A 20,361-nucleotide genomic window follows, 5' to 3' on the forward strand; every position below is an offset into this window, starting at 1 on the left:
CAGCCTCTTTCACTTAAACTTCAAAGAAACAATTTAAATTATCCCTTTTTTTATATTTAAGGTTTGCGGTAACATATAAAAAAATATCATCATTATCTTTTTATATCAAAAATAATATCGTAATATTGCAATATAATAATTATGACATGGGAGCTACAAAAACAGAGCATTTTACTGAAAGCCAGAACCAGATAGCGGTTATTGCTAAAGCCTTGGGACATCCTGCTAGAATTGCTATTATCGAGTATTTGTTGAAGGTCAATACTTGTATAACTGGAGACATTGTGAATGAATTACCGTTAGCACAGCCAACTGTATCACAACATTTAAAAGAACTGAAAAACGCAGGATTGATAAAAGGAAGCATTGAAGGTAATTCAGTTTGTTATTGTATTGACGAAAATACTTTTGACATATTGAAAGAGTATTTTTCAAAAATAATCTTTACGGTAACTAACCAAAAATGTTGTTAAGAAAATGGAAATTGCTTTCATTATATCATCGATATTATTGATCAGCTATTCACTACTGGCAGTATTTGATGGTGTATTCTTACACCTATATAAATATCGCCTCTATCAACATGAAGAAAGTCGTTTTGAACATCTTACACATACAATAAGAGCCTTATTATTTACGGGTATTTTAATCTCTCTATTCATCAATATTGAAAACAACAATTTGTTTTTATTAGGCTGCATTTTGATTGCAGTTGATATTATCACCTTGTTGGTCGATGCCTATGTTGAAAAAGATAGTAGAGCATTTATGGGAGGGTTGCCAAGATGGGAATATATTGTTCACCTTTTGGTAAATGGTTTCCACTTCGCGGCTATCGCTGTTTTTTTAGTGATTAAAATAAATATAAATGCTGATGGCATCAGTTTAACTGAAAATTTTCAGCAGATAGAAAACTATCAAACTTTCAAGATCATAGCATTGAATCTTTTACCGGGTGCAATTATCATAAGCCTTTTGCATATTATGGTTTATAGTCCGAAATTCAATTATTACTTTAAAAAGATACAGCTCAAATGCTGTTAAAAAAATTTGTCAACAAATATCGCAATATTGCATTATAACTATAAAATATTAAAACAATGAAATTATCAGAAATCAAAGAAATTCTTCCAACATTAGAAAATGTTGAATTTCAGTTAGAAAATGGAACATTTGTACCTGAACATTTCCATGTTACAGAAGTTGGTCAGATCAATAAAAAGTTCATTGACTGTGGTGGTGTAATCCGTGACGAAAAAGCTGTAAACTTTCAGCTTTGGAATGCGGATGATTATGAACATCGTTTAAAACCAGGTAAGTTGTTAAACATTATCAGACTTTCTGAGGAGAAATTAGGAATCGAAGATTCGGAGATCGAAGTTGAATATCAAAGTGATACCATCGGTAAATATGATCTGGAGTTTAACGGAAAAACATTTGTGTTGAAAAGCAAAACAACAGCATGCCTTGCCCAGGACGCTTGTGGTATTCCATCAGAAAAGCAAAAGAAAAACCTTTCTGAGTTAACGGTAAATCAGAGCAATACATGTACACCCGGAGGTGGTTGTTGCTAACTATCCGAAGAATGTAATATATAACTTCTAAACAGTATTAAAATCCGATGGAAGAAATTTTTGATGTTATTGTTATTGGAGGGGGACAGAGTGCCTTAGCTTGTGGATATTATCTGAGACGAGCAAAACTGAAATATATTATACTGGATAAACAGGCTGTTCCAGGTGGTGCATGGCTCCATACCTGGGATAGTCTGACTCTTTTTTCTCCCAGAGAATACAGTTCATTACCGGGTTGGCTAATGCCTAAATCTGAACATCAGTTTCCGCTAAGACAAGAAGTAATTGATTACTTGGGCAAGTATGAAGACCATTATCAACTGAATGTTCAAAGGAGTACTGAAGTTACTGAAATTAAAAAAAATGAAGGTTTATTTTACGTTCATACTCTTCAAGGGATTTTTAAAACCAAAACAGTTATTTCAGCAACCGGAACTTGGGAGAATCCATTTATTCCAACGATTGATGGAATAGAAGATTATAAAGGTTTACAGATACATTCGGGAAAATATAAGAACCCTGAAAAATTTATCGGACTGAAAACATTAGTAGTAGGCGAAGGTAATTCAGGCGCACAGATTGTTGCAGAGCTTTCAAAAGTTACCACTGTAAAATGGTCAACCAAAAAGGAGCCTGAATTTTTACCTGATGATGTAGATGGTTATTATTTATTCACTGTTGCCTCTGCCCGATACAAGGCGGAAAAAGAAGGAAAACCGTTTGATTCATCGCAATACAATTTAGGTAATATCGTAATGGTTCCAACCGTTAAGGAGGCTAAACAAAGAGGCGTATTTGTATCAAGTGGTACATTCCATCAGCTATACGATAAAGGGGTAATCTGGTATAATGGTGAAAAAGAGGAATTTGATGCTATTATTTGGTGCACAGGTTTCGGTTACAATACCTCTTATCTTAAATCACTTATAGAAACGGATGAAAAGGGCATTGCAAAAACTACAGAAAGCAAGTCCTTAGAAGTGACCGGACTATGGCTTGTAGGATATGGCAACTGGACTGGTTACGCCTCTGCAACATTAATAGGGGTAAACAGAATAGCAAAACAGACCATTGCTGAAATCGAAGAATTTTTAAACCAACAAAACTAAAATGAAAATTGCATTATTCAGTGATATTCACGCAAATTTACCGGCACTGGAAGCTTTCTTTAAAGATGTCGAATTCCGTGATCCGGATAGTATTTACTGTTTAGGAGATCTTGTAGGTTACAATATTTGGCCCAACGAGGTGGTCAATGAGATCCGGAAGAGGAAAATACCAACCATTGCCGGAAATTATGATTTTGGCATTGGGCGTATGAGCAACGAATGTGGTTGTGCCTATAAAACTGACGGTGAAAAAGACAATGGTAACATTTCCATTTCTTTTACAAACTCCATTATGATGGACGATGAACGCTCCTATCTGCGAACACTTCCTGCACACATCAAAGTTGAGTTCCAGCTTAATGAAGACAAATTAAATCTTCTATTAGTACATGGCAGCCCAAGAAAAATCAATGAATATCTGTTTGAAGACCGGGAGGAAAAAAGCATGCTCAGGATCATGGAGCAAGCGGATGCGGATATTATGTGTTTTGGACATACCCATAAGCCATATCATCGCATTTTAAATTCAGGTACTGAGGATCTTCCGCATTATCGCCATGCAGTTAATATCGGTTCTGTTGGAAAACCAAAAGATAATGATGTGCGGGGAGGCTATGTTATGTTAACGATCAATGACAATAGTTCTGTGCTTAATAAAGACAGTATCAAAGTTGAATTTATTCGATTTGATTATGATATTGAAAAAGCGGCACAAGCAGTTGAAAACAGCCCACTACCTAATGAATATGCAGAAAATTTAAGAAGAGGCTATTAATTTTAGAATTTAGAAATGAACCAAACACTTGTAAAAAATATCGAAGCACTCTCAGCTGGTACGATATCAGAAGAACGAAAAATAGTTTTGCAACCTTTAGTTGATTATGTGCAGAGGAAAATAGAAACTGACCAGACGATCCGTTTAAATTTCATCTGTACCCATAACAGTAGAAGAAGTCATTTATCGCAGATCTGGGCGCAGACTATGGCTTATCATTTTGACGTTAAGAACGTATATTGCTATTCAGGTGGCACTGAGGCAACAGCGATGTTTCCGAAAGTAGCAGAAACGTTAAGTAACCAAGGTTTTCAGATCCAAAAACTTAGCGAGAACGAAAACCCTGTCTATGCAGTAAAGTACGCACAAAATGAAGCTGCTGTAATCTGTTTCTCCAAAGAATATAACAATGACTTTAATCCAAAAAATGAATTCGGAGCAATTATGACCTGTAATAATGCGGATGAAGGCTGTCCGATTGTGTTTGGAGCAGAGGATAGATTTCCAATAAAATACGATGATCCCAAAGCTTCTGACAATACCCCGGAACAAACTCAGGTCTACGCAGAAAGAAGTTTACAGATAGCATCAGAAATGCTTTATGTCTTTTCACAATTAAAGAAATAATATGGATATAATTTCATTTGGTAAAGAACAGTTTAGGGAAATTGCTGAAATCTATAGACAGGGCCTTGAAACTGGAAATGCGACTTTTGAAACCTCAGTTCCCAATTGGGAAGATTGGGACAAAAGTAAATTAGAGCATAGCCGTTTTGCTGCTGTCATTGACAATATCATAGTGGGATGGGCAGCGTTATCTGCGGTTAGTGATCGCTGTGTATATGGCGGAGTGGCTGAAGTGAGCATTTACATTTCCAATGACCACAAAGGAAAAGGAATAGGAAAAGCCCTGATGACAAAATTGATAACGGAAAGTGAGATCCATGGAATTTGGACATTACAAAGTGGAATGTTTCCAGAAAATGAAGCTCCAATAGCTCTTCATAAGAGTACGGGATTTAGAATAATAGGTCACCGTGAAAAAATCGGAAAGCTTGGAGATACCTGGCGTGACACAGTAATCATGGAAAGAAGAAGTAAAACAATAGGATTAAATTAAAATAGTATGCAACCAAAATTAAAATTTCTTGATAGATACCTAACCTTATGGATATTTCTTGCTATGGCCATCGGCGTGGGCTTAGGTTTCTTATTCCCTGGTATTTCAAAGGTAACAGATTCCTTATCCATGGGTACAACCAATATCCCATTAGCAATTGGATTGATCTTAATGATGTACCCTCCACTAGCTAAAGTGGACTATTCCCTTTTACCGACTGCCTTTAAGGATAAAAAGGTAATTAGTATTTCACTATTGCTAAATTGGGTTATAGGACCAATTTTAATGTTTGTTCTAGCCATTTTATTTTTGAGAAATGAGCCAGACTATATGATAGGATTAATCCTTATCGGATTAGCAAGATGTATCGCTATGGTCATCGTATGGAATGATTTAGCAAAAGGAAATAGAGAATATGCTGCTCTTCTGGTAGCTTTAAACAGTATCTTTCAGGTATTTACCTACAGTTTTTTTGTCTGGTTATTTATCAATGTTCTGCCTGGTAAATTAGGTCTTGCTAATTTCAATGTCAGCGTATCCATGAAAGATGTTACAGAAAGTGTACTTATTTATCTTGGTATTCCTTTTCTAGCCGGATTCTTAAGCAGATACATTCTAGTAAAGTCAAAAGGGATCGAATGGTATAATAGAAAATTTGTTCCAAGAATTTCCCCGATTACATTGTATGCTTTGTTATTCACGATTGTTTTAATGTTCAGCTTGAAAGGTGAAAAAATCGTAGAGCTTCCAATGGACGTAATCAAAGTTGCCATACCATTGATAATCTATTTTATCCTAATGTTCTTCGTTAGTTTCTTTGTAAACAAATCCTTAAAAGTACCTTACGACAAAAATGCATCTATTGCCTTTACAGCGACAGGGAATAATTTTGAGCTGGCCATAGCGGTTGCGATTGCTGTATTTGGTATTAATTCTCCACAAGCTTTTGTTGGTGTCATTGGACCTTTAGTGGAAGTTCCTGTACTCATACTACTGGTCAGAGCAAGTCTGTGGCTGAAGAAAAAATACTATTCTTAAGATAATGCAATAAAATTCAGGGGTAGTAGTATAATCTAAAACCTTTTAAATAAATTATAGGGAGGTCGATTTGGAACTGATAAGTTTTAAATCGACCTCCCTCTTTTTAATTTTATGGAATAATCTACAAATTGCGGATCATAATATGAATTATTTTTCCATAAAATAAAAGTCAACTCTAATAGTTTTCTTTGAATGGCCACAACAGCTTTCATTTTAATTCCATGCTTTGAAACTAATCTTAAAAAAATCTCTCTGAACCTTCCGTCGGTTCTGATTGCAGCTAGAGCAGGAAAATGCATTACCTTCCTTAAATAGCGATTACCCCGCTTGGAGATTCGGGGTTTCGATTTCACTGAAGTTCCAGACGTCTTTTCTTTTACATCCAATCCTGCATAGCTGACTAACTGTCGTTTATTTTTTATCAACTCAAAGCCATTTGTTTCGGCTATAATTGTTACAGCTGTTAGGCTTCCTATTCCCGGAATAGAAGATACTATTGTCATCTTATCCGCTAAAACGTGATCTCCTTTGATAAGTACAGCTATTTCTTCACGTATTTCTTTTTCCTGCAGATCTATTATGGATATTCTCTTTTTTGTTCTCTTCACTGAACTGGCATTTGAAGTTTCAGAAGTATGGTCAGCATGCAGTTGATTTTTTAACATTGTACGCTCCTGTATCAACTGTTCACGCTCTCGACAAAGTTGCTTCAAATCATTGTATATTTTTAAAGGAGGTTCCCAAACTTCCAATTGTCTTTCCAAACCAAATCTCGCAATGGCTTGTGATGCACTCTTGTCCGTTATCGTTTTTATGTCTAGTGTTCTCGAATAATTGCTGATCTTATTCGGTAAAACGATACTGACTTGTTTTTTAACATTGTATAGATAGTATGCCAGGGATTCATGGTAAACACCTGTCGCTTCCATTACATACCGTATCTCTGTTGAGGTCGATGTCTGCTTATTGACCCACGATACAAGAGCTGAATAACCTTTTTTGGTATTTGCAAATACTTTATAAGCATAAACTTCTATACTGAGATGCTCATCCATTCGGCCAAGTGATACCACCAATTCGTTTTGTGCCACATCAATGCCTACCGTTTGTTTTAATAATACCTTCATCTTATTTGTTTTAGATAAGTGAAAACCTTTCGTCATCTTTTCTCCTGAGTGGATATACTGGCTATACGACTCTTGATAATGAGTGCATTCCTTACATTCTGTTCAGATTCTAAAAGGTAAAGAAGAGGAGGTAGTTTCTTTTCCCGAATATACCGTATGGCTATTTAAAGCAAAATCTACTCTCACTCTTCTTCACTTAGATTATAATTATACAAACATAGGAGAAGCAAAAGAACGTCGGCTGATTAAAATATGTAGCTTTTAATTTCTTCCATTATTCTATTTCGAGTTCAAAGTAGGTATCTTCCCAATTGAATTTAGCCTTTAAAAATTCCCAGGCTCTATCAAGTACCATGTCCTCGTCCTGTCCAAGATTCTTCGCGTTACTTATAACAAAAAATCCCGTGTAATTTTCAGTCTTATATACAAAGTCCTTATGTCTTGATGTAAAATTTTGGGGCTCCCGTCCATTCATATACAGGAACTCGATCAGTGATTCGCTTTTTAGGTGATAGACCCAGGTTCTTTCATCTTCAATATAGTACCCGTCCAGTAACGAGTCCGCCTTCTGGGACACAAGCTCACCGTCATTCTCGTAATCCTGAATGCTTTTTTCGCAAAAAAGAAATTCTGGTTGATGAAATTCAATGCTTTTCATGATAGATGTCCTTGATTGTTATGATCTAATATACGATTATTTTTTTGCTGCTTCAATTTGATATTCCTTGTTATATTTTATTCATCATTCAGGAATAGTCGATCAAGTTCCTGATCAATATTCAGTTTCAGCAGGCTATTATAAAGTTCATCCTGCTGTTTACTATCTCCAAGGTTTTTACCGAAATACTCAGCCATAAATTCGGCGAAGAACCTGTGAAAAATTCTAACATAAGTCTGGGCTTTTTCTGCTATATCTGTGTCTCCAATATTGATTAAACCATGAAGGGCCAAGTAGATCCTGTAAAGTAGATTGAAATTCTTTTCCTTTAAACCAAATTGGTATAATAATTTCATCTCGTTTGGTATCAAAAGAAAGCATTTCCGTATGGCCTGAACTATGGGTTCGATTATGCCTTCCTTACCGCTTATAATCTGTCCGATCCCTTCCCATTCGTAGCTTTCATAGGATTTCATATTCAACAAAGATCTACGATCTGCCCTGTGGATAAATATAGGGGATGAAGCAATTTTATGAATAAAGGTCAGATGAAAATTGTAAGGGGTCAGATCTGAATTTTCACAATGATTTTCATCGCCCATTGGGAACGGAGCCAATTGCGACAGTACCGCAAAAGGAAAAAAATCTGCGATCAACAAACCTTCATTTCCATATTTTTTTTTCTCATAATCGATGTCGATGTGACCTGCGTTTTCATCAAATAAAAGTAATCTTGACTGATCAGAAATCACTTCCTTTTTTGGCTCTACTTTTAGCATTCTGTTGATAAGATCTGAAAACAATTTTGGTTTTGTTTGAGAAATCTCCATCAGTACAGCGGCTCCCACAATATCGCAATATGGAACTGCCATAGTCAATTCGCTAAAATAATTGAGATTTTGATCAATATCTCTGGTCTCAGAATCTTCCGCGAGAAGGCGTGAAATTATTGGAATACAATAATTGGCTAATAGTTCAGGAAGTTTGGGGTATAGTATACTAAAACCATTGTTCCGAAAATGCCTGATCACCGTTATGGAAGATTTTATCAGTCCCTCGTAATGGTCATTATATTTCCGTTTAAATATATCAATCGTAATAGAACCACTTAACGATGCAGCCACATTAAGATCTGAGTTTTGTTTCCGCAAATTATTTTCTTCCATAAAGCATTCTGCCATCATTGACATCAGACGGTGAATTTCTTGCGAATAAGTTTGGTTGTTTGTAAGGAGCTTTAAAAGGTAAACATCAGGTATCGGCTGGATCTTATCATATTGCCCTTCGACAAGGGCATCATTTTTATACAGAGAAATTAAATGTCTAATAATACGTGGTTCTCTATATTCAGCTGCATAATGTCCTCCATTTTCAATAACCAACTTGAATTTATCAAACATTATTTCATTTGCCTGAAAATACTCATCGTCGTCGAGCGCATCTAATTTTATAATTTTACTTTTCTCGCCTATAACAGTTTTATAATTTTTAAAAGGTACATAGGCTAACTGTTGTAAATTGAATTCGTCTACCGTATAAAGGATTCGATGGTGTCCATCATCAAAAATGTCAATTAGCTCAATGATTTCGTCCATAATAACATTGGAGATACTCTCGTTGAAGTTATCAAGCAACAAATAGAACCTATTCTCACTACCCACCCTCAGTGAAGAATGTAACCATTCCCTGATCTGTTCGTCACTCACACGCATACCGGAGTTTTTTGTAAAGGTATTGGCTAGTTGTCTATAAATTGAATAGTTATGGTCATGACAGTCCAGATAGAAGACAAAATTTTCCTGTGAATTCAACCTACTGAAGAATTGGTAGAGCAACATTGTTTTTCCGCTGAATGCCTGGCCTTGTACGCCTATCAAAGAGGTTTTATCGTCGAATGCTTCAATCACCTCTGCTAGAATGCTGCGGTCAATCACAAAATCTGGGCATATAGGCTTGGTTAAATCTCCAATTTCTCCCGTCAATCGTAAAAATTTTTGTTGGGTTATCTGGTTAATAACATGAGCGAATAATTCTGGATCGTTATTCAACAGGAGATTTACGGCATCCTTGAAATCATTTGCTGCCAGGGCGAAAGAATCCTTGATGCACTCATTTATCATCCCAAAATCTACACTATCGGTAATAATTTCTTCTTTGGTATAGGTGTTAAAAAAACGATTGATCTTTCCGTTAGAAATTAATGTTATCGCTGGCATCTGATCTAAAAGTCGTGCGTAGGAAATTCCTTGAGCTATATCTCCAGAAGAAATAGCCACATTCTCCTGTTTCAGTTCCAGGAGAATCACATTTTGCCCATCAATTTTCAATATAATGTCGGAAATTCCCCGTACAATATTTTTTGCTGAATATCCGGAATCTAATGGGATATAGTGATGTCCTATTTTAAGCGTAAATGAGGTTTGGTGTTCTACTTTTACCTCCTTGAATGTTGGAAATACTGTGTGCAGTACACGATCAATTCTTGCTTCTAACGTAGCTTCATTCATTGTTAATAATATGTATAAATTGATCCCAAAAGTTGGTTCTGAGGGATTAAAGCAATTTACAATTTTTCACCAATATATTCACCCTAATTATAATCCGATCTCCAAGATATAAAACGCTCAATTACGATGTTAATTTTGAAAGATCCGATTTGATTTCATTGAACATTTTGATAATAGTAGTGTTGTCCAACAGAAGTTCATTTTGTTGTGATTCCTCGACAGCAATACTCGACGTAAATTCCCAAACCTCCAAAAGATCTTTCAAAAGAATATTGTATGGCTTATAAAAAGAGTTGTCGGCCATAACCTCCAATGCGGTCGGTTGTACTGCCGATAATCTTTTATAGGTAATTCCTTCATGTGTTAAAAAAATATATGTCTTCCCGATCTTAATGTCATTCAGTGATTCTATATACCTTCCGATTATATAAGCACCGTCTTTATGAGGTGGCATAGAATCACCTTCTACTGGAAAGGCTCTATATTTTCCATTTCGAAGAAACGGCAGAGACATAGTTTGTAAGGACTCTATATAGTCAGGATCTGCATAGCTCATAAGATAGCCCATTGAAGCTTTGAATGGAACAATCTCGATTTTATTTTCACCCATCTCGTCGGTTTTTATAGGAAGTAGGATTCTGTTGTCAGGTAAATTGACCATTTCTTCTAACCTATATTTTCTAAGGTCAACGGTAAGAAGTAAGTCGGTACTTAAATGATAAAATTTAGAAAGCGCCACAAGTACTTCCAGAGGAAGAGAAACTTTTCCGTTCTCATATTTAGAATAGCGATCTCTTGTTATACCTATGGCCTCGGCTATTTTCTCTTGTGAAAGCTGCGTTTTCTGCATCCGTAAATACCTGATGTTGTCGGCCAAAAAAGTTTGTAATGTCATTTTGGGAATATTTTTCCCAACAAATATAAACCATCTTGGGAAATTTCTTCTCAATTTTGCTAAATAAATTAGTATAAAATGGAGCGGACGATTGTACATTGTGACTTGGATACATTCTTTGTATCGGTTGAAAGGCTGATCAACAGCGATCTTATCGGGAAACCAGTATTGATCGGAGGAAGTTCTGACCGTGGCGTTGTTGCGTCCTGTTCTTATGAGGCCCGCAAGTATGGTATCCATTCCGCCATGCCCATGCGCCTTGCCAGACAGCTCTGTCCCGAAGCTGTGCTTGTGCGGGGCGACCATGATCTTTACAGTAAATATTCAGACATTGTTACGGAAATAATCGAAGATAAAATTCCGGTTGTTGAGAAAGCGTCAATTGATGAACATTATCTTGATATGACCGGAATGGATAGATTTTTCGGTTCCTGGCAATTGACACAGGAACTCCGCAAAACCATTATTAAAGAAACTGGACTCCCCATTTCATTTGGTTTTTCAAAAAATAAAACCGTAAGTAAGATTGCCACGGGCGAAGCGAAACCCTGTGGAGAACGAAAAATTGATGAAGGGACTGAACGGAATTTCCTTGCTCCGCTATCTATTCGTAAAATACCGGGTATCGGGGAAAAGACCTATCCGTTATTGCGCAATATGGGAATATCACAGATCCTTACTTTACAGCAGATGGACGTCATTACCATGAGAAAGGTACTGGGTGAAAATGGCGTCAGCATCTGGAACAAAGCCAACGGTATTGACAACAATGCGGTTATTCCTTTCAGCCAGCAGAAAAGTATGAGCAAGGAGACGACATTTGAACAGGACACAATTGATATGGATATTCTCAGACGGACGATGCTTTCAATGGTGGACGAGCTGGCATTTGATCTGCGTAGAGACGGCAGACTGACTTCATGTGTGACAGTAAAGCTTAGATACAGCAATTTTGATACCCATACCATGCAGACAAAATTGCCCTTTACATCATCCGAAAGGGTTATTTCTGAAAAAGTAATGCAGCTTTTTGAAAAACTATACAGCCGCAGGATGCTGATACGCCTGATCGGTGTAAAATTCAGCAATCTGATAGCAGGTGGATATCAGGCAGATCTTTTCAATGACACACTTGAAGATATCAGGCTGTCTGAGGCAATGGACAGGATAAGAATAAGATATGGGCACGATTCGGTGCTCAGGGGCTTCGCACTTCCAAATTTATAATACGATGCTGCTCAATTTACATAGTTATTATAGTCTACGATATGGTACAATAAGCGTAAAGGATCTGATTGAGGGTATCCGCAAGTATGGATTTGACACAGCTGTACTCACGGACATGAATAATTCTTCAGCAACAATTGATTTTATCAGACAGTGCAGGGAAGCTGGTATAAATGGACTTGCAGGAATGGAATTTCGTAATAATTGTAAGCTTCTCTATATCGGAATCGCAAAGAACGAAAAAGGTTTCAGGGAACTCAACGAATTTATGACTGCCCACAATCGTGATAAAACATTATTGCCACCAATAGCACCTGGCTTTCGGGATGTTTTTATAATTTATCCTTATGGAAGTATTCAAGAAGCTGCTCTTCGGGATAATGAATTTATAGGAATACGGCCTTCGGAGCTTACCCGTTATATCGTTGCTCCAAAACGTTTTATGGATCGATATGTAATCCTTTCCCCCGTATCATTTAAACAGGATGATTTTCAGTTGCATAAACAGTTGCGCGCTATTGATAACAATATTCTGATATCACAGCTTCCTGCTGATCAGATGGCGGAGAAAGATGAAATATTTGTTCATAAGGAAAAATTAATGCAAATATATGGCCTGGTTCCTGAGTTGATTGCAAATACAGAAAAGTTACTTTCAGAATGCCGTTTTGATTTTGACTTCAAGGGTTCCAAAAATAAAAAGACTTTTACGGGAAACCGTTATGACGATAAACAATTATTGTTTAAGTACGCTATGGACGGGTTTGAACGACGGTATGGATCAAATGACAAAATTGCCAGAGATCGGGTTCTGCATGAACTGGATATCATTCATGAGCTGAATTTTTCCAGTTATTTCCTCATAACCGATGATATATGCCGTTATGCAAGAAACAGGAACTTTCATTATGTCGGTAGAGGCAGCGGAGCCAATAGTATTATCGCATACTGTCTTGGGATAACTGATGTTTGTCCAATCGAACTGAACCTTTATTTTGAACGGTTCCTTAACCCTAAAAGGAAAAGTCCACCCGACTTTGACGTTGACTTTTCATGGCGGGATCGGGATGAGATATATGATTATATTTTCAAAAGATATCAGGGCGAACATACTGCTCTCATGGGAGCAATGGGAACTTTTCGTGACCGTTCGATCATAAGGGAACTTGGAAAGGTTTATGGACTTCCCAAACCTGAAATTGATCGACTGATCAGTGACCCCTCCAATATGCTCAACAAAAATGAAGTTACCAGGACAATCCTGGGAGTTTATAATCAAATGGCAGATTTTCCCAATCAACGTACGATACATGCCTCCGGTGTGCTGATATCGGAAAATCCGCTGACCTGCTATTCTGCGCTGGATTATCCGCCCAAAAACCTGCCGACAATGCAGTTTGATATGTATGTTGCCGAGGAAATAGGGTTTGAAAAATTTGATATTTTATCACAGAGAGGAATCGGACATATTGAGGATTGCAGGGAAATCGTTAGAACCAATAGGGGCGAAGCCATCGAAACTTCCGATCCTAAACGTTTCTTTAACGATCCAAAGATTGCAGATCAGCTAAGGTCAGCCCATACCGTCGGATGCTTCTATATTGAATCCCCGGCAATGAGGCAGCTCATAAGTAAATTGAAATGCGATGATTATTTGACGCTTGTCGCTGCAAGTTCAATAATTAGACCCGGAGTAGCGTCGTCGGGAATGATGGGGACTTTTATTGAAAGGCATCTAAACCCTGAAAAAGTTGAGTATATCCATCCGGCATTTAAACAGGAACTCGAAGATACCTATGGTGTAATGGTATATCAAGAAGATGTAATGAAGATCGGTCACCGCTTTGGGGGATTGGATCTGGCTGATGCGGACGTACTGCGTAGAATGATGTCCGGCAAATACCGAAATAAGAATCATATGCTCGAAATTGAAGATAAATTTTTCTCCCATTGCAGGAACCAGAATTATCCGGAAGAAATATCCCGTGAAGTATGGCGGCAGATGGAAAGCTTTGCCGGATATTCGTTTAATAAAGCGCACTCCGCATCTTTTGCCGTGGAGAGTTACCAAAGCCTTTTTTTGAAGACTTACTATCCGCTTGAATTTATGGTTGCAGTGCTGAATAATCATGGCGGTTTCTATGACCGTGAAGTGTATGTGAACGAAGCAAAAAAAGCAGGCGCTAATATTTGTCTGCCCTGTATAAACAGAAGTATATTCGATACCTCAATAATTGGTAAAGATATCTACCTTGGTTTTGACTGTATTTTGAATCTGGAAACAAAACTGGCACAGTCGATCTCAGAAGAACGGAAGAAAAATGGCCCGTATCTGGGGATTGAAGATTTCAATCAAAGGACAGGAGCAGGGCTTGAACAGATCATCATTCTGATACGTTGCGGAGCCTTCGGATTTCTTGACGTTGATAAAAAGGAACTGCTGTGGGAGGCACATCTGATCCTTAATTCCAATAAAAACATGAACTTTCAGTTGGGCCAACTCTTCCAGAGTTCAAACGAAAAACCGAAACTTCCAGTCCTCATTACCGATCCGCTGGAAGATATTTATGATGAGATTGAACTGATGGGTTTTCCTGTTTCGGGCAGTATTTTTGATCTGGCAAAATCAAATTATCGAGGTAATGCATGCGCCGATAATATGTCCTTATTCGCAGGTCAGACGGTAAGGATCGTCGCCTATATGGTAGCTGAAAAATGGGTAAAGACGAAAACCGGTAAACCCATGAAATTTGGAACCTTCCTGGATAACAACGGTGACTTTATAGACACCGTGCATTTCACACAGAGCCTGCTCAAATTCCCCCTTCGTGGAAAAGGATTATACCTGATAGAAGGTAGAGTTACCATTGAATATGGATGCCCATCAATAGACGTTCAAAGATGTGCAAAAATGCCCATAAGACCTGATCCAAGAAGTATATAGTATTTGTTTATATGAATATGAAACTATCCATGTGACCATATTTACTACACCAGAAGTCAGCCCATAAATGAAATGCTTTCTCAGTAGAGACTTGTTTTAGTCGCTGTAATCTTTCTCCGACTTCTTTAGGGGTAAAGCCAATACCATTAATTGTGAACCAGGCTTTGTCATACTCCCCACTTACAATATACTTTTCAAATAGCTCTTTTTTATTTGTATTTGCTAAAAGCCATTCGGGAATATCCTCGATTGGTTTGTATTTTGGATCTTTTTTAAAAAAGGAAAAACTTGACTTATCTTTATTATACCCGATCCATTCTTTGTGAAAGATTTCAAAGTAACAAGACTTTGGAACATTGCTCAAAATTATCAGTTTATCGTTAGAGGGAAATTGACCATCATAAATTTCATTTTCGTTTACACATGAAAGTGGTCTATTTGTATTGATTACCGATATATTACATTCTGGATTTTCTTGGTGGTTCTGATTTGCTTGTTGAAATTCTAAAAAATCCTGATTCCTTAACCCCATGAGTGCCGCACATTTTTCTAGTCTTTCGGTAACTATGCAATCCTCGCTGTTTACGAATTCGTTAAACAACAATCGCGAAAACAGTTGTTTCTCGTTTCTAGCAATTTCACTTGTTTGAAACCCAGCTCCATCTGTCATATCACCAAAACTAATTTTTCTATCTGAAAACCAGTGTTTAACCATTCCCACATGATAATGGTCTGCGTCATAACTATACATAAAAGGTATGAGAAACGGTGGATGAGCAAATGAGCCTGTATTTGTTTCTTCAATATAAAACCTAAACATGCTATATTCATCAATAATCGGAATTTCACCTTTATACAATGATTTAAGTTCCTTTCCTAAATTTAATTCATTTAATAATTCTTCCATTCTTCTTAATCTAAGTCGTTATCGTCAATTGGTCTAGGAGGATATTCATATAATGGTTTTTCATGCTGTGGACTAACCGGATCTCTGGTTGGATGCGGACCCTGAGTAGTTGCTGGATGTATTTGGTTCAAATGCTGGTCAGTACTCTGGGTTGGATATAAATTTTTAGGATCAGTAGCATGCTCTGGATAGCGCTGTAATGGCCAATTGGTATGATGTATTGGGCCTTCCGGTAAGTCTACACCCTGTTCAGAAGCCAGTTTTTTAAATTCTCGCTCAATCGTTGAAAATGCATTCCTCAATTCTGTATTTGTCATCTGTCTATTATTACGCATATTTGCTTCGTATCGAGTAAAAGCATTTTCTTGTCCCGTGTTTCTTTTGTTTTCTTTGGCTTGTTCCCACAAGGCACGCCAGACCGGATTATCAAAAAGTGATTGCAATCCAAATCTCCCCTCTAAAGTGACACGCTCAAAAAGCTTACCATTTTTCAATGCATTAACTGTCTGCGCTCCCTGTTTGTAAATTCCAACCGCCATATTCGGGTTTGTCCTCGCACTTTCAGCCATCGCTCTTTGCCCAACCAGTGATAATCCAGCATAATAGAAATCCTGCCAATTCAACGGTTGTGGATTTGAGCCAGTAGCTTTTTGGTATATCTGAATAAAGGGTTGCTCAAACATCGTTAAACCTGAAATTACTTCATCGCCTGTTTCACTTAGACTTTTACCATTTCTTAATATCCCCTCGAAGCCTACCTGATCTACAACAGCAATTCCCCTTGCGGAAACGTTCAGAAAAGCAAAATTGAGCAATGCTGTAGACATTGTGGGGGTTGCGGTTCCTGCGAAAGCACCAAAGCCCGCTGATCCAAGTTTACCCAGCATAGCACCTTCTAAAACTGCCCAGCCAGTGTTTCTTGCAGTGTAGATCATAGCCTGCCAGGTACTCGTAATTCCTTCTGCATAAGTAACCGTGCCACCTATAATGCAAGTCATTTGGCATTTTGAAGTTAAAGAATACGCATCTTTACGTCCATAGGCATTTAACGTGGAGTAACCCACCCACTTTCTGAAAGGAGCTGCCAGACCTCCACAGAGTGCAGCACTTGCAGCCACTGCGACTGCCGCTAATAAAACCAATGCCGCACCTCCGGTAACAATGCCAGCTGCAGCTATCGCGGCAGCGATAACCACTGTCCAGCGGCAACAGAAATCGCCCAGCTGTTGTGTTGCAGTATCATCTTTAACTAAATAATAGAATTTATCTTTTGTCCCGTGGTTTGTTTGCGTCGGGTACATCTTTGCCGGAGCAAGACCTGATGAACATGTAAAATACATATCACTGGTCAATGCCACATAGCCGGTTTGTCCTGATTCACTCATACAGTCTAATTTTATAATGAACTTCGCCTCCAAATTTATCATTGATAGCTTCAGAAAAATTCACTTCCCCGTCAATAATAAAGCCACTCAATAGGTCTATATTATATTGTGCGTTATACAGATATACCGGTTTTAAAGCGTCAAAATCTGAAATCGGGAACCCACCATATAAATCTTTCAAATGATTCTCTGCCACTATATTCGGATATCCATCAACCTTGATAGTATAGATATTTTCCGCATCCGGACTTTTGTTCCCATCATATCCCAAGGCAAAAGGAATTAAACCTGACCTAAATAAATTAGGAATATTTTTTTTTATCCTTCCAAAAAAATCCCTGCCATAAATATTATTTAAATATATGTCAAAAAATTCCATAGCCTTTACCATTGCATCCACACCGCCAACCTTTTCAAAAGCTTCATCTTGGATTTTAAACAACTCAACCAATGAGGTATTGGCCTTATTGTATTCAATTGTCTCAGCCTTAACATCTTCCCATCGTTCCTTTATCTGTTCCAAATTTTTAACCCGCAGAAGAGTACCTTGCTTATCTACGGTAAAAGTGATTTCATTGAGAGCCTTTTGTAATTGGCTGACAACTTTATGAATTTCTATGTATCCCATATTATCCGCTTTGACCATACGGTGATCAAGCGTAATAAGTTCAAATGTATAATCGTGGGAGCCTATTTCTTTAAGTGTAAGCATCCATCTTAATTCCACTTCTGTTTCACTCATCATGCCATTTAAAAGCATATTGCTAGTAATGTTGACAAGGTATTTCTTAGTACTTAAGGTCTTAAAATTTATATATTCCATTCAGATAACCTTAATTAATAAATACGTTTCCACCACTCCAGGAACCTTCACCAGTAATTTCTATTTTTGCTCCGTTGACCTTAATTCCTGCCGTTGAAATTTCAAGACTGTTGTCACCAACTTTTAAGGTTAGCTTTTCCAGCGAACTTAAATCAATAACACCATCTTTTCCCATGGTAAGAACACTTTGACCGTTTCCAACATCTGTTTTGTGGATATCTCCAACAGTTACCGTATTTTTTTCACCAACTGAAACAGATTTATTCTTGGTAGCATTGGTGTTCGCATTCCCGGCACCATCAAATTTCATGTTCGCACCACCTTGATCTGTAAGGAAAACAGATCCTTCACCGTCATTCAATTCTAGCTTATTTCCACTTTTACTACTAAGACTTTTGATATTATTTCCTTCTCCTCCTCCGGCGCCAATCCCACCGTGATACATTCCTCCCATAACAAAAGGCCGATCAGGATGCAGATGGACATAATTGACAATTACCTGGTCACCAACTTCCGGAATTGACATAAATCCCCGGTTTTTTCCAACTTTATCGCTGCTTCCAGCATCTGGTGACATAACGCGGATAAACTCCGTGGTATCCTGGCCCTTTTGCCAGTCAAGCTGTACCTGTACTCTTCCTTGATTTTGTGGATCGGTATTGGATATTACTTTTGCAAACTGGGGCTCCGCTAATGGATTGATATATTCCGGTCTTGGAAGAAAGCCCGTATCGGAGGCAATTGCTTTAAATGATCCTTCATAATAGCCTCTGGCATCTACCTGATGAAGAGCTTCAATAACCATTAATTTCGTAAAAAAAGTAGTCTCATTGGAGTCCGGTTTTCGCATTTCTATATCCGTTATGCATCCTGGATAAAGAAATGGCAAACTTGTTTTCCCAGAGGTAACGAGTACCTCAGCGGCTTTGCTCCCTGCCGTACCTCTTTGGGAAGCATCAATATCCATAAAAGATATCGCTTTGATAGGGGCAACACGTAAAGAAGGTGTTTGAAAAGTGCGTTCTGAAATCTCATAAGCACGTTTTGCAATGTCTGAAGTATGTGTAATTTTTGAACTGCTTCCGATAAACTTTTCATCTTTACTACTATTGTAACCATAAAAAGTTGGTTTAACATGCTGTGCCTTCATTTTGATCTTTACATCACTTAAATTACTTCCATAAACCAATTTTATCGGTTTCTCCTGTGGTGGCAATTTGCCAAAATGAAGAATCTCTCCATCATAAAAAAACTGCTCACCATAAGCCTCGGCGATTCTTGACAGATAATTAAAATGTGTTTCCTCATATTGACAACTGTAAGAAATATTACCATGCTGAGAATCAACACGAAAATCAAATTTTCCTTGATCCAGGGCTTCTTTAATCACTTCATTTGCAACGCTGTTCAAACTTATCGGTTGCGAACCTCCAAAACTTTGTATATGTGGAGCTGCATCTAATAGGATCGTTGGACTATAGCCCTTAAAAACGATGTCTCCTAAACTGCCTTTTTCCTGACTAAATCCAATCTCTGTAATAACACCTACAAAATTTCTCTCAGGGCTTTGATCCACATCTTTATATTTAAAAACAACGGTGATTCTTTTCCCTAGAAAAGCCTGTGCGTTTTCAAGATTATGGTTTTCAGGATCTCCCAGTGCATCGTGGGCAAGAACCATTTCAAACTTATGATGGTTAGATGCCTTCTGTTTTAATCTAAAATGTTTAAAATGTCTGATTTGCTTACCTTCAACATGAATGTCAAGATTTATAACCCGATTAATACCTGCAATTGCGTTTTCCGGGATTGCATGGGCATTGAAAATTTTTGAAGTCGGTTGATTGCTCCAGATCTTTTTATTGGAAATTTCCGCCTCATTAGGAGTTATCGGCTTATTAAACATCTGGTTTCCTGAACTTATAGCATCTTGGGCTTTTAAAGCATCGCTTTTCAGGTTTTCAATATTTACATTTTTTTTGAATTCGTTTTCATAATTCATCTTATCCGAATACTTTCCGGTTTGGGAAAGATCCTTTTCTTCTTGAAACATGATAATAATTTTTTCGGTTGTGTTTAATTAAAATATAATCCTTTGGGTAGGATTCTTTGAGGACAACTGCAAACAAAAAGGTAGGCCCTGTTCCATTTACATTAATTTCACTTGCTTGTAATTGTAGCGAAAACTAGCGGGAATACCTCAACAAGAGGTGATTTGAAGATTAAATAAATGACTCATTAGCGGTTTTTAATAGGTTAATAATTAATG

General features: G+C 37.5%; 18 protein-coding genes. 10 read left to right on the forward strand and 8 right to left on the reverse strand.

What is annotated here, in order from left to right; translation table 11 throughout:
• The first annotated feature begins 146 nt into the window (after positions 1-146).
• Genes BUB03_RS03765 through arsB form a run of 8 tightly spaced genes read left to right on the forward strand, consistent with a single transcriptional unit; the run spans position 147 to position 5,616 of the window.
• Entirely contained in the window at positions 147-473 is a 327-nt protein-coding gene (locus BUB03_RS03765; RefSeq protein WP_048506351.1) for an ArsR/SmtB family transcription factor, read from the forward strand.
• A 4-nt stretch (positions 474-477) separates the two neighbouring features.
• The gene (locus BUB03_RS03770) at positions 478-1,044 is read left to right on the forward strand and encodes a hypothetical protein (protein ID WP_048506350.1); all 567 of its coding nucleotides are present in this window, start codon (positions 478-480) and stop codon (positions 1,042-1,044) included.
• Positions 1,045-1,100: 56 nt separating this feature from the next.
• Complete coding sequence (locus tag BUB03_RS03775) at positions 1,101-1,574, forward strand: DUF6428 family protein (RefSeq protein ID WP_048506349.1); 474 nt, start codon at positions 1,101-1,103, stop codon at positions 1,572-1,574.
• Positions 1,575-1,621: 47 nt separating this feature from the next.
• Positions 1,622-2,683, forward strand: a complete 1,062-nt coding sequence (locus tag BUB03_RS03780; RefSeq protein ID WP_048506348.1) for an ArsO family NAD(P)H-dependent flavin-containing monooxygenase — start codon at positions 1,622-1,624, stop codon at positions 2,681-2,683.
• 1 nt (position 2,684) lies between these two features.
• On the forward strand, positions 2,685-3,458 hold the full coding sequence (locus BUB03_RS03785) for a metallophosphoesterase family protein (RefSeq protein WP_048506347.1): 774 nt from the start codon (positions 2,685-2,687) through the stop codon (positions 3,456-3,458).
• Positions 3,459-3,473: 15 nt separating this feature from the next.
• Positions 3,474-4,085 carry an arsenate-mycothiol transferase ArsC gene (locus tag BUB03_RS03790; RefSeq protein ID WP_048506346.1) on the forward strand — a complete coding sequence of 204 codons (612 nt, stop codon included), beginning with the start codon at positions 3,474-3,476 and terminating at the stop codon, positions 4,083-4,085.
• A 1-nt stretch (position 4,086) separates the two neighbouring features.
• Positions 4,087-4,578 carry a GNAT family N-acetyltransferase gene (locus tag BUB03_RS03795; RefSeq protein ID WP_048506345.1) on the forward strand — a complete coding sequence of 164 codons (492 nt, stop codon included), beginning with the start codon at positions 4,087-4,089 and terminating at the stop codon, positions 4,576-4,578.
• A 6-nt stretch (positions 4,579-4,584) separates the two neighbouring features.
• Positions 4,585-5,616 carry an ACR3 family arsenite efflux transporter gene (arsB, locus tag BUB03_RS03800; protein ID WP_048506344.1) on the forward strand — a complete coding sequence of 344 codons (1,032 nt, stop codon included), beginning with the start codon at positions 4,585-4,587 and terminating at the stop codon, positions 5,614-5,616.
• Between the two features lie 86 nt (positions 5,617-5,702).
• On the opposite strand, the gene BUB03_RS03805 is transcribed toward arsB, so the two are convergent.
• The 4 genes from BUB03_RS03805 to BUB03_RS03820 all read right to left on the reverse strand — a co-directional run bounded on the left by BUB03_RS03805 (position 5,703) and on the right by BUB03_RS03820 (position 10,788).
• Positions 5,703-6,746: an IS110 family RNA-guided transposase gene (locus BUB03_RS03805; protein WP_048506343.1), complete on the reverse strand. Its 1,044-nt coding sequence runs from the start codon at positions 6,744-6,746 to the stop codon at positions 5,703-5,705.
• 274 nt (positions 6,747-7,020) lie between these two features.
• Entirely contained in the window at positions 7,021-7,404 is a 384-nt protein-coding gene (locus BUB03_RS03810; RefSeq protein WP_048506342.1) for a hypothetical protein, read from the reverse strand.
• Between the two features lie 77 nt (positions 7,405-7,481).
• A complete protein-coding gene (locus BUB03_RS03815; protein ID WP_073060393.1) occupies positions 7,482-9,911 on the reverse strand; it encodes an ATP-binding protein in 2,430 nt (809 codons plus the stop codon).
• 121 nt (positions 9,912-10,032) lie between these two features.
• On the reverse strand, positions 10,033-10,788 hold the full coding sequence (locus tag BUB03_RS03820; protein WP_228417759.1) for an XRE family transcriptional regulator: 756 nt from the start codon (positions 10,786-10,788) through the stop codon (positions 10,033-10,035).
• Positions 10,789-10,884: 96 nt separating this feature from the next.
• Between BUB03_RS03820 and dinB the strand changes: the two genes are divergently transcribed.
• Positions 10,885-12,033, forward strand: coding sequence for a DNA polymerase IV (gene dinB / locus BUB03_RS03825; protein ID WP_048506339.1), 1,149 nt, complete (start codon positions 10,885-10,887; stop codon positions 12,031-12,033).
• A 4-nt stretch (positions 12,034-12,037) separates the two neighbouring features.
• A complete protein-coding gene (locus tag BUB03_RS03830; RefSeq protein ID WP_048506338.1) occupies positions 12,038-14,977 on the forward strand; it encodes a DNA polymerase III subunit alpha in 2,940 nt (979 codons plus the stop codon).
• Positions 14,978-14,984: 7 nt separating this feature from the next.
• On the opposite strand, the gene BUB03_RS03835 is transcribed toward BUB03_RS03830, so the two are convergent.
• From BUB03_RS03835 to BUB03_RS03850, 4 genes are read right to left on the reverse strand one after another with little or no spacing between them, the layout of a single operon-like run.
• Complete coding sequence (locus BUB03_RS03835; RefSeq protein ID WP_048506337.1) at positions 14,985-15,884, reverse strand: hypothetical protein; 900 nt, start codon at positions 15,882-15,884, stop codon at positions 14,985-14,987.
• Between the two features lie 5 nt (positions 15,885-15,889).
• Entirely contained in the window at positions 15,890-17,269 is a 1,380-nt protein-coding gene (locus tag BUB03_RS03840; RefSeq protein WP_074941779.1) for a hypothetical protein, read from the reverse strand.
• Positions 17,262-18,092 carry a hypothetical protein gene (locus tag BUB03_RS03845; protein WP_048506335.1) on the reverse strand — a complete coding sequence of 277 codons (831 nt, stop codon included), beginning with the start codon at positions 18,090-18,092 and terminating at the stop codon, positions 17,262-17,264. Before BUB03_RS03845 ends, BUB03_RS03840 begins: the two co-directional genes overlap by 8 nt.
• A 10-nt stretch (positions 18,093-18,102) precedes the next feature.
• On the reverse strand, positions 18,103-20,145 hold the full coding sequence (locus BUB03_RS03850; protein ID WP_073060396.1) for a type VI secretion system Vgr family protein: 2,043 nt from the start codon (positions 20,143-20,145) through the stop codon (positions 18,103-18,105).
• Positions 20,146-20,361 lie beyond the last annotated feature (216 nt).

The organism is Chryseobacterium oranimense, from assembly GCF_900129755.1.
Taxonomy (GTDB): Bacteria; Bacteroidota; Bacteroidia; order Flavobacteriales; family Weeksellaceae; genus Chryseobacterium; species Chryseobacterium oranimense.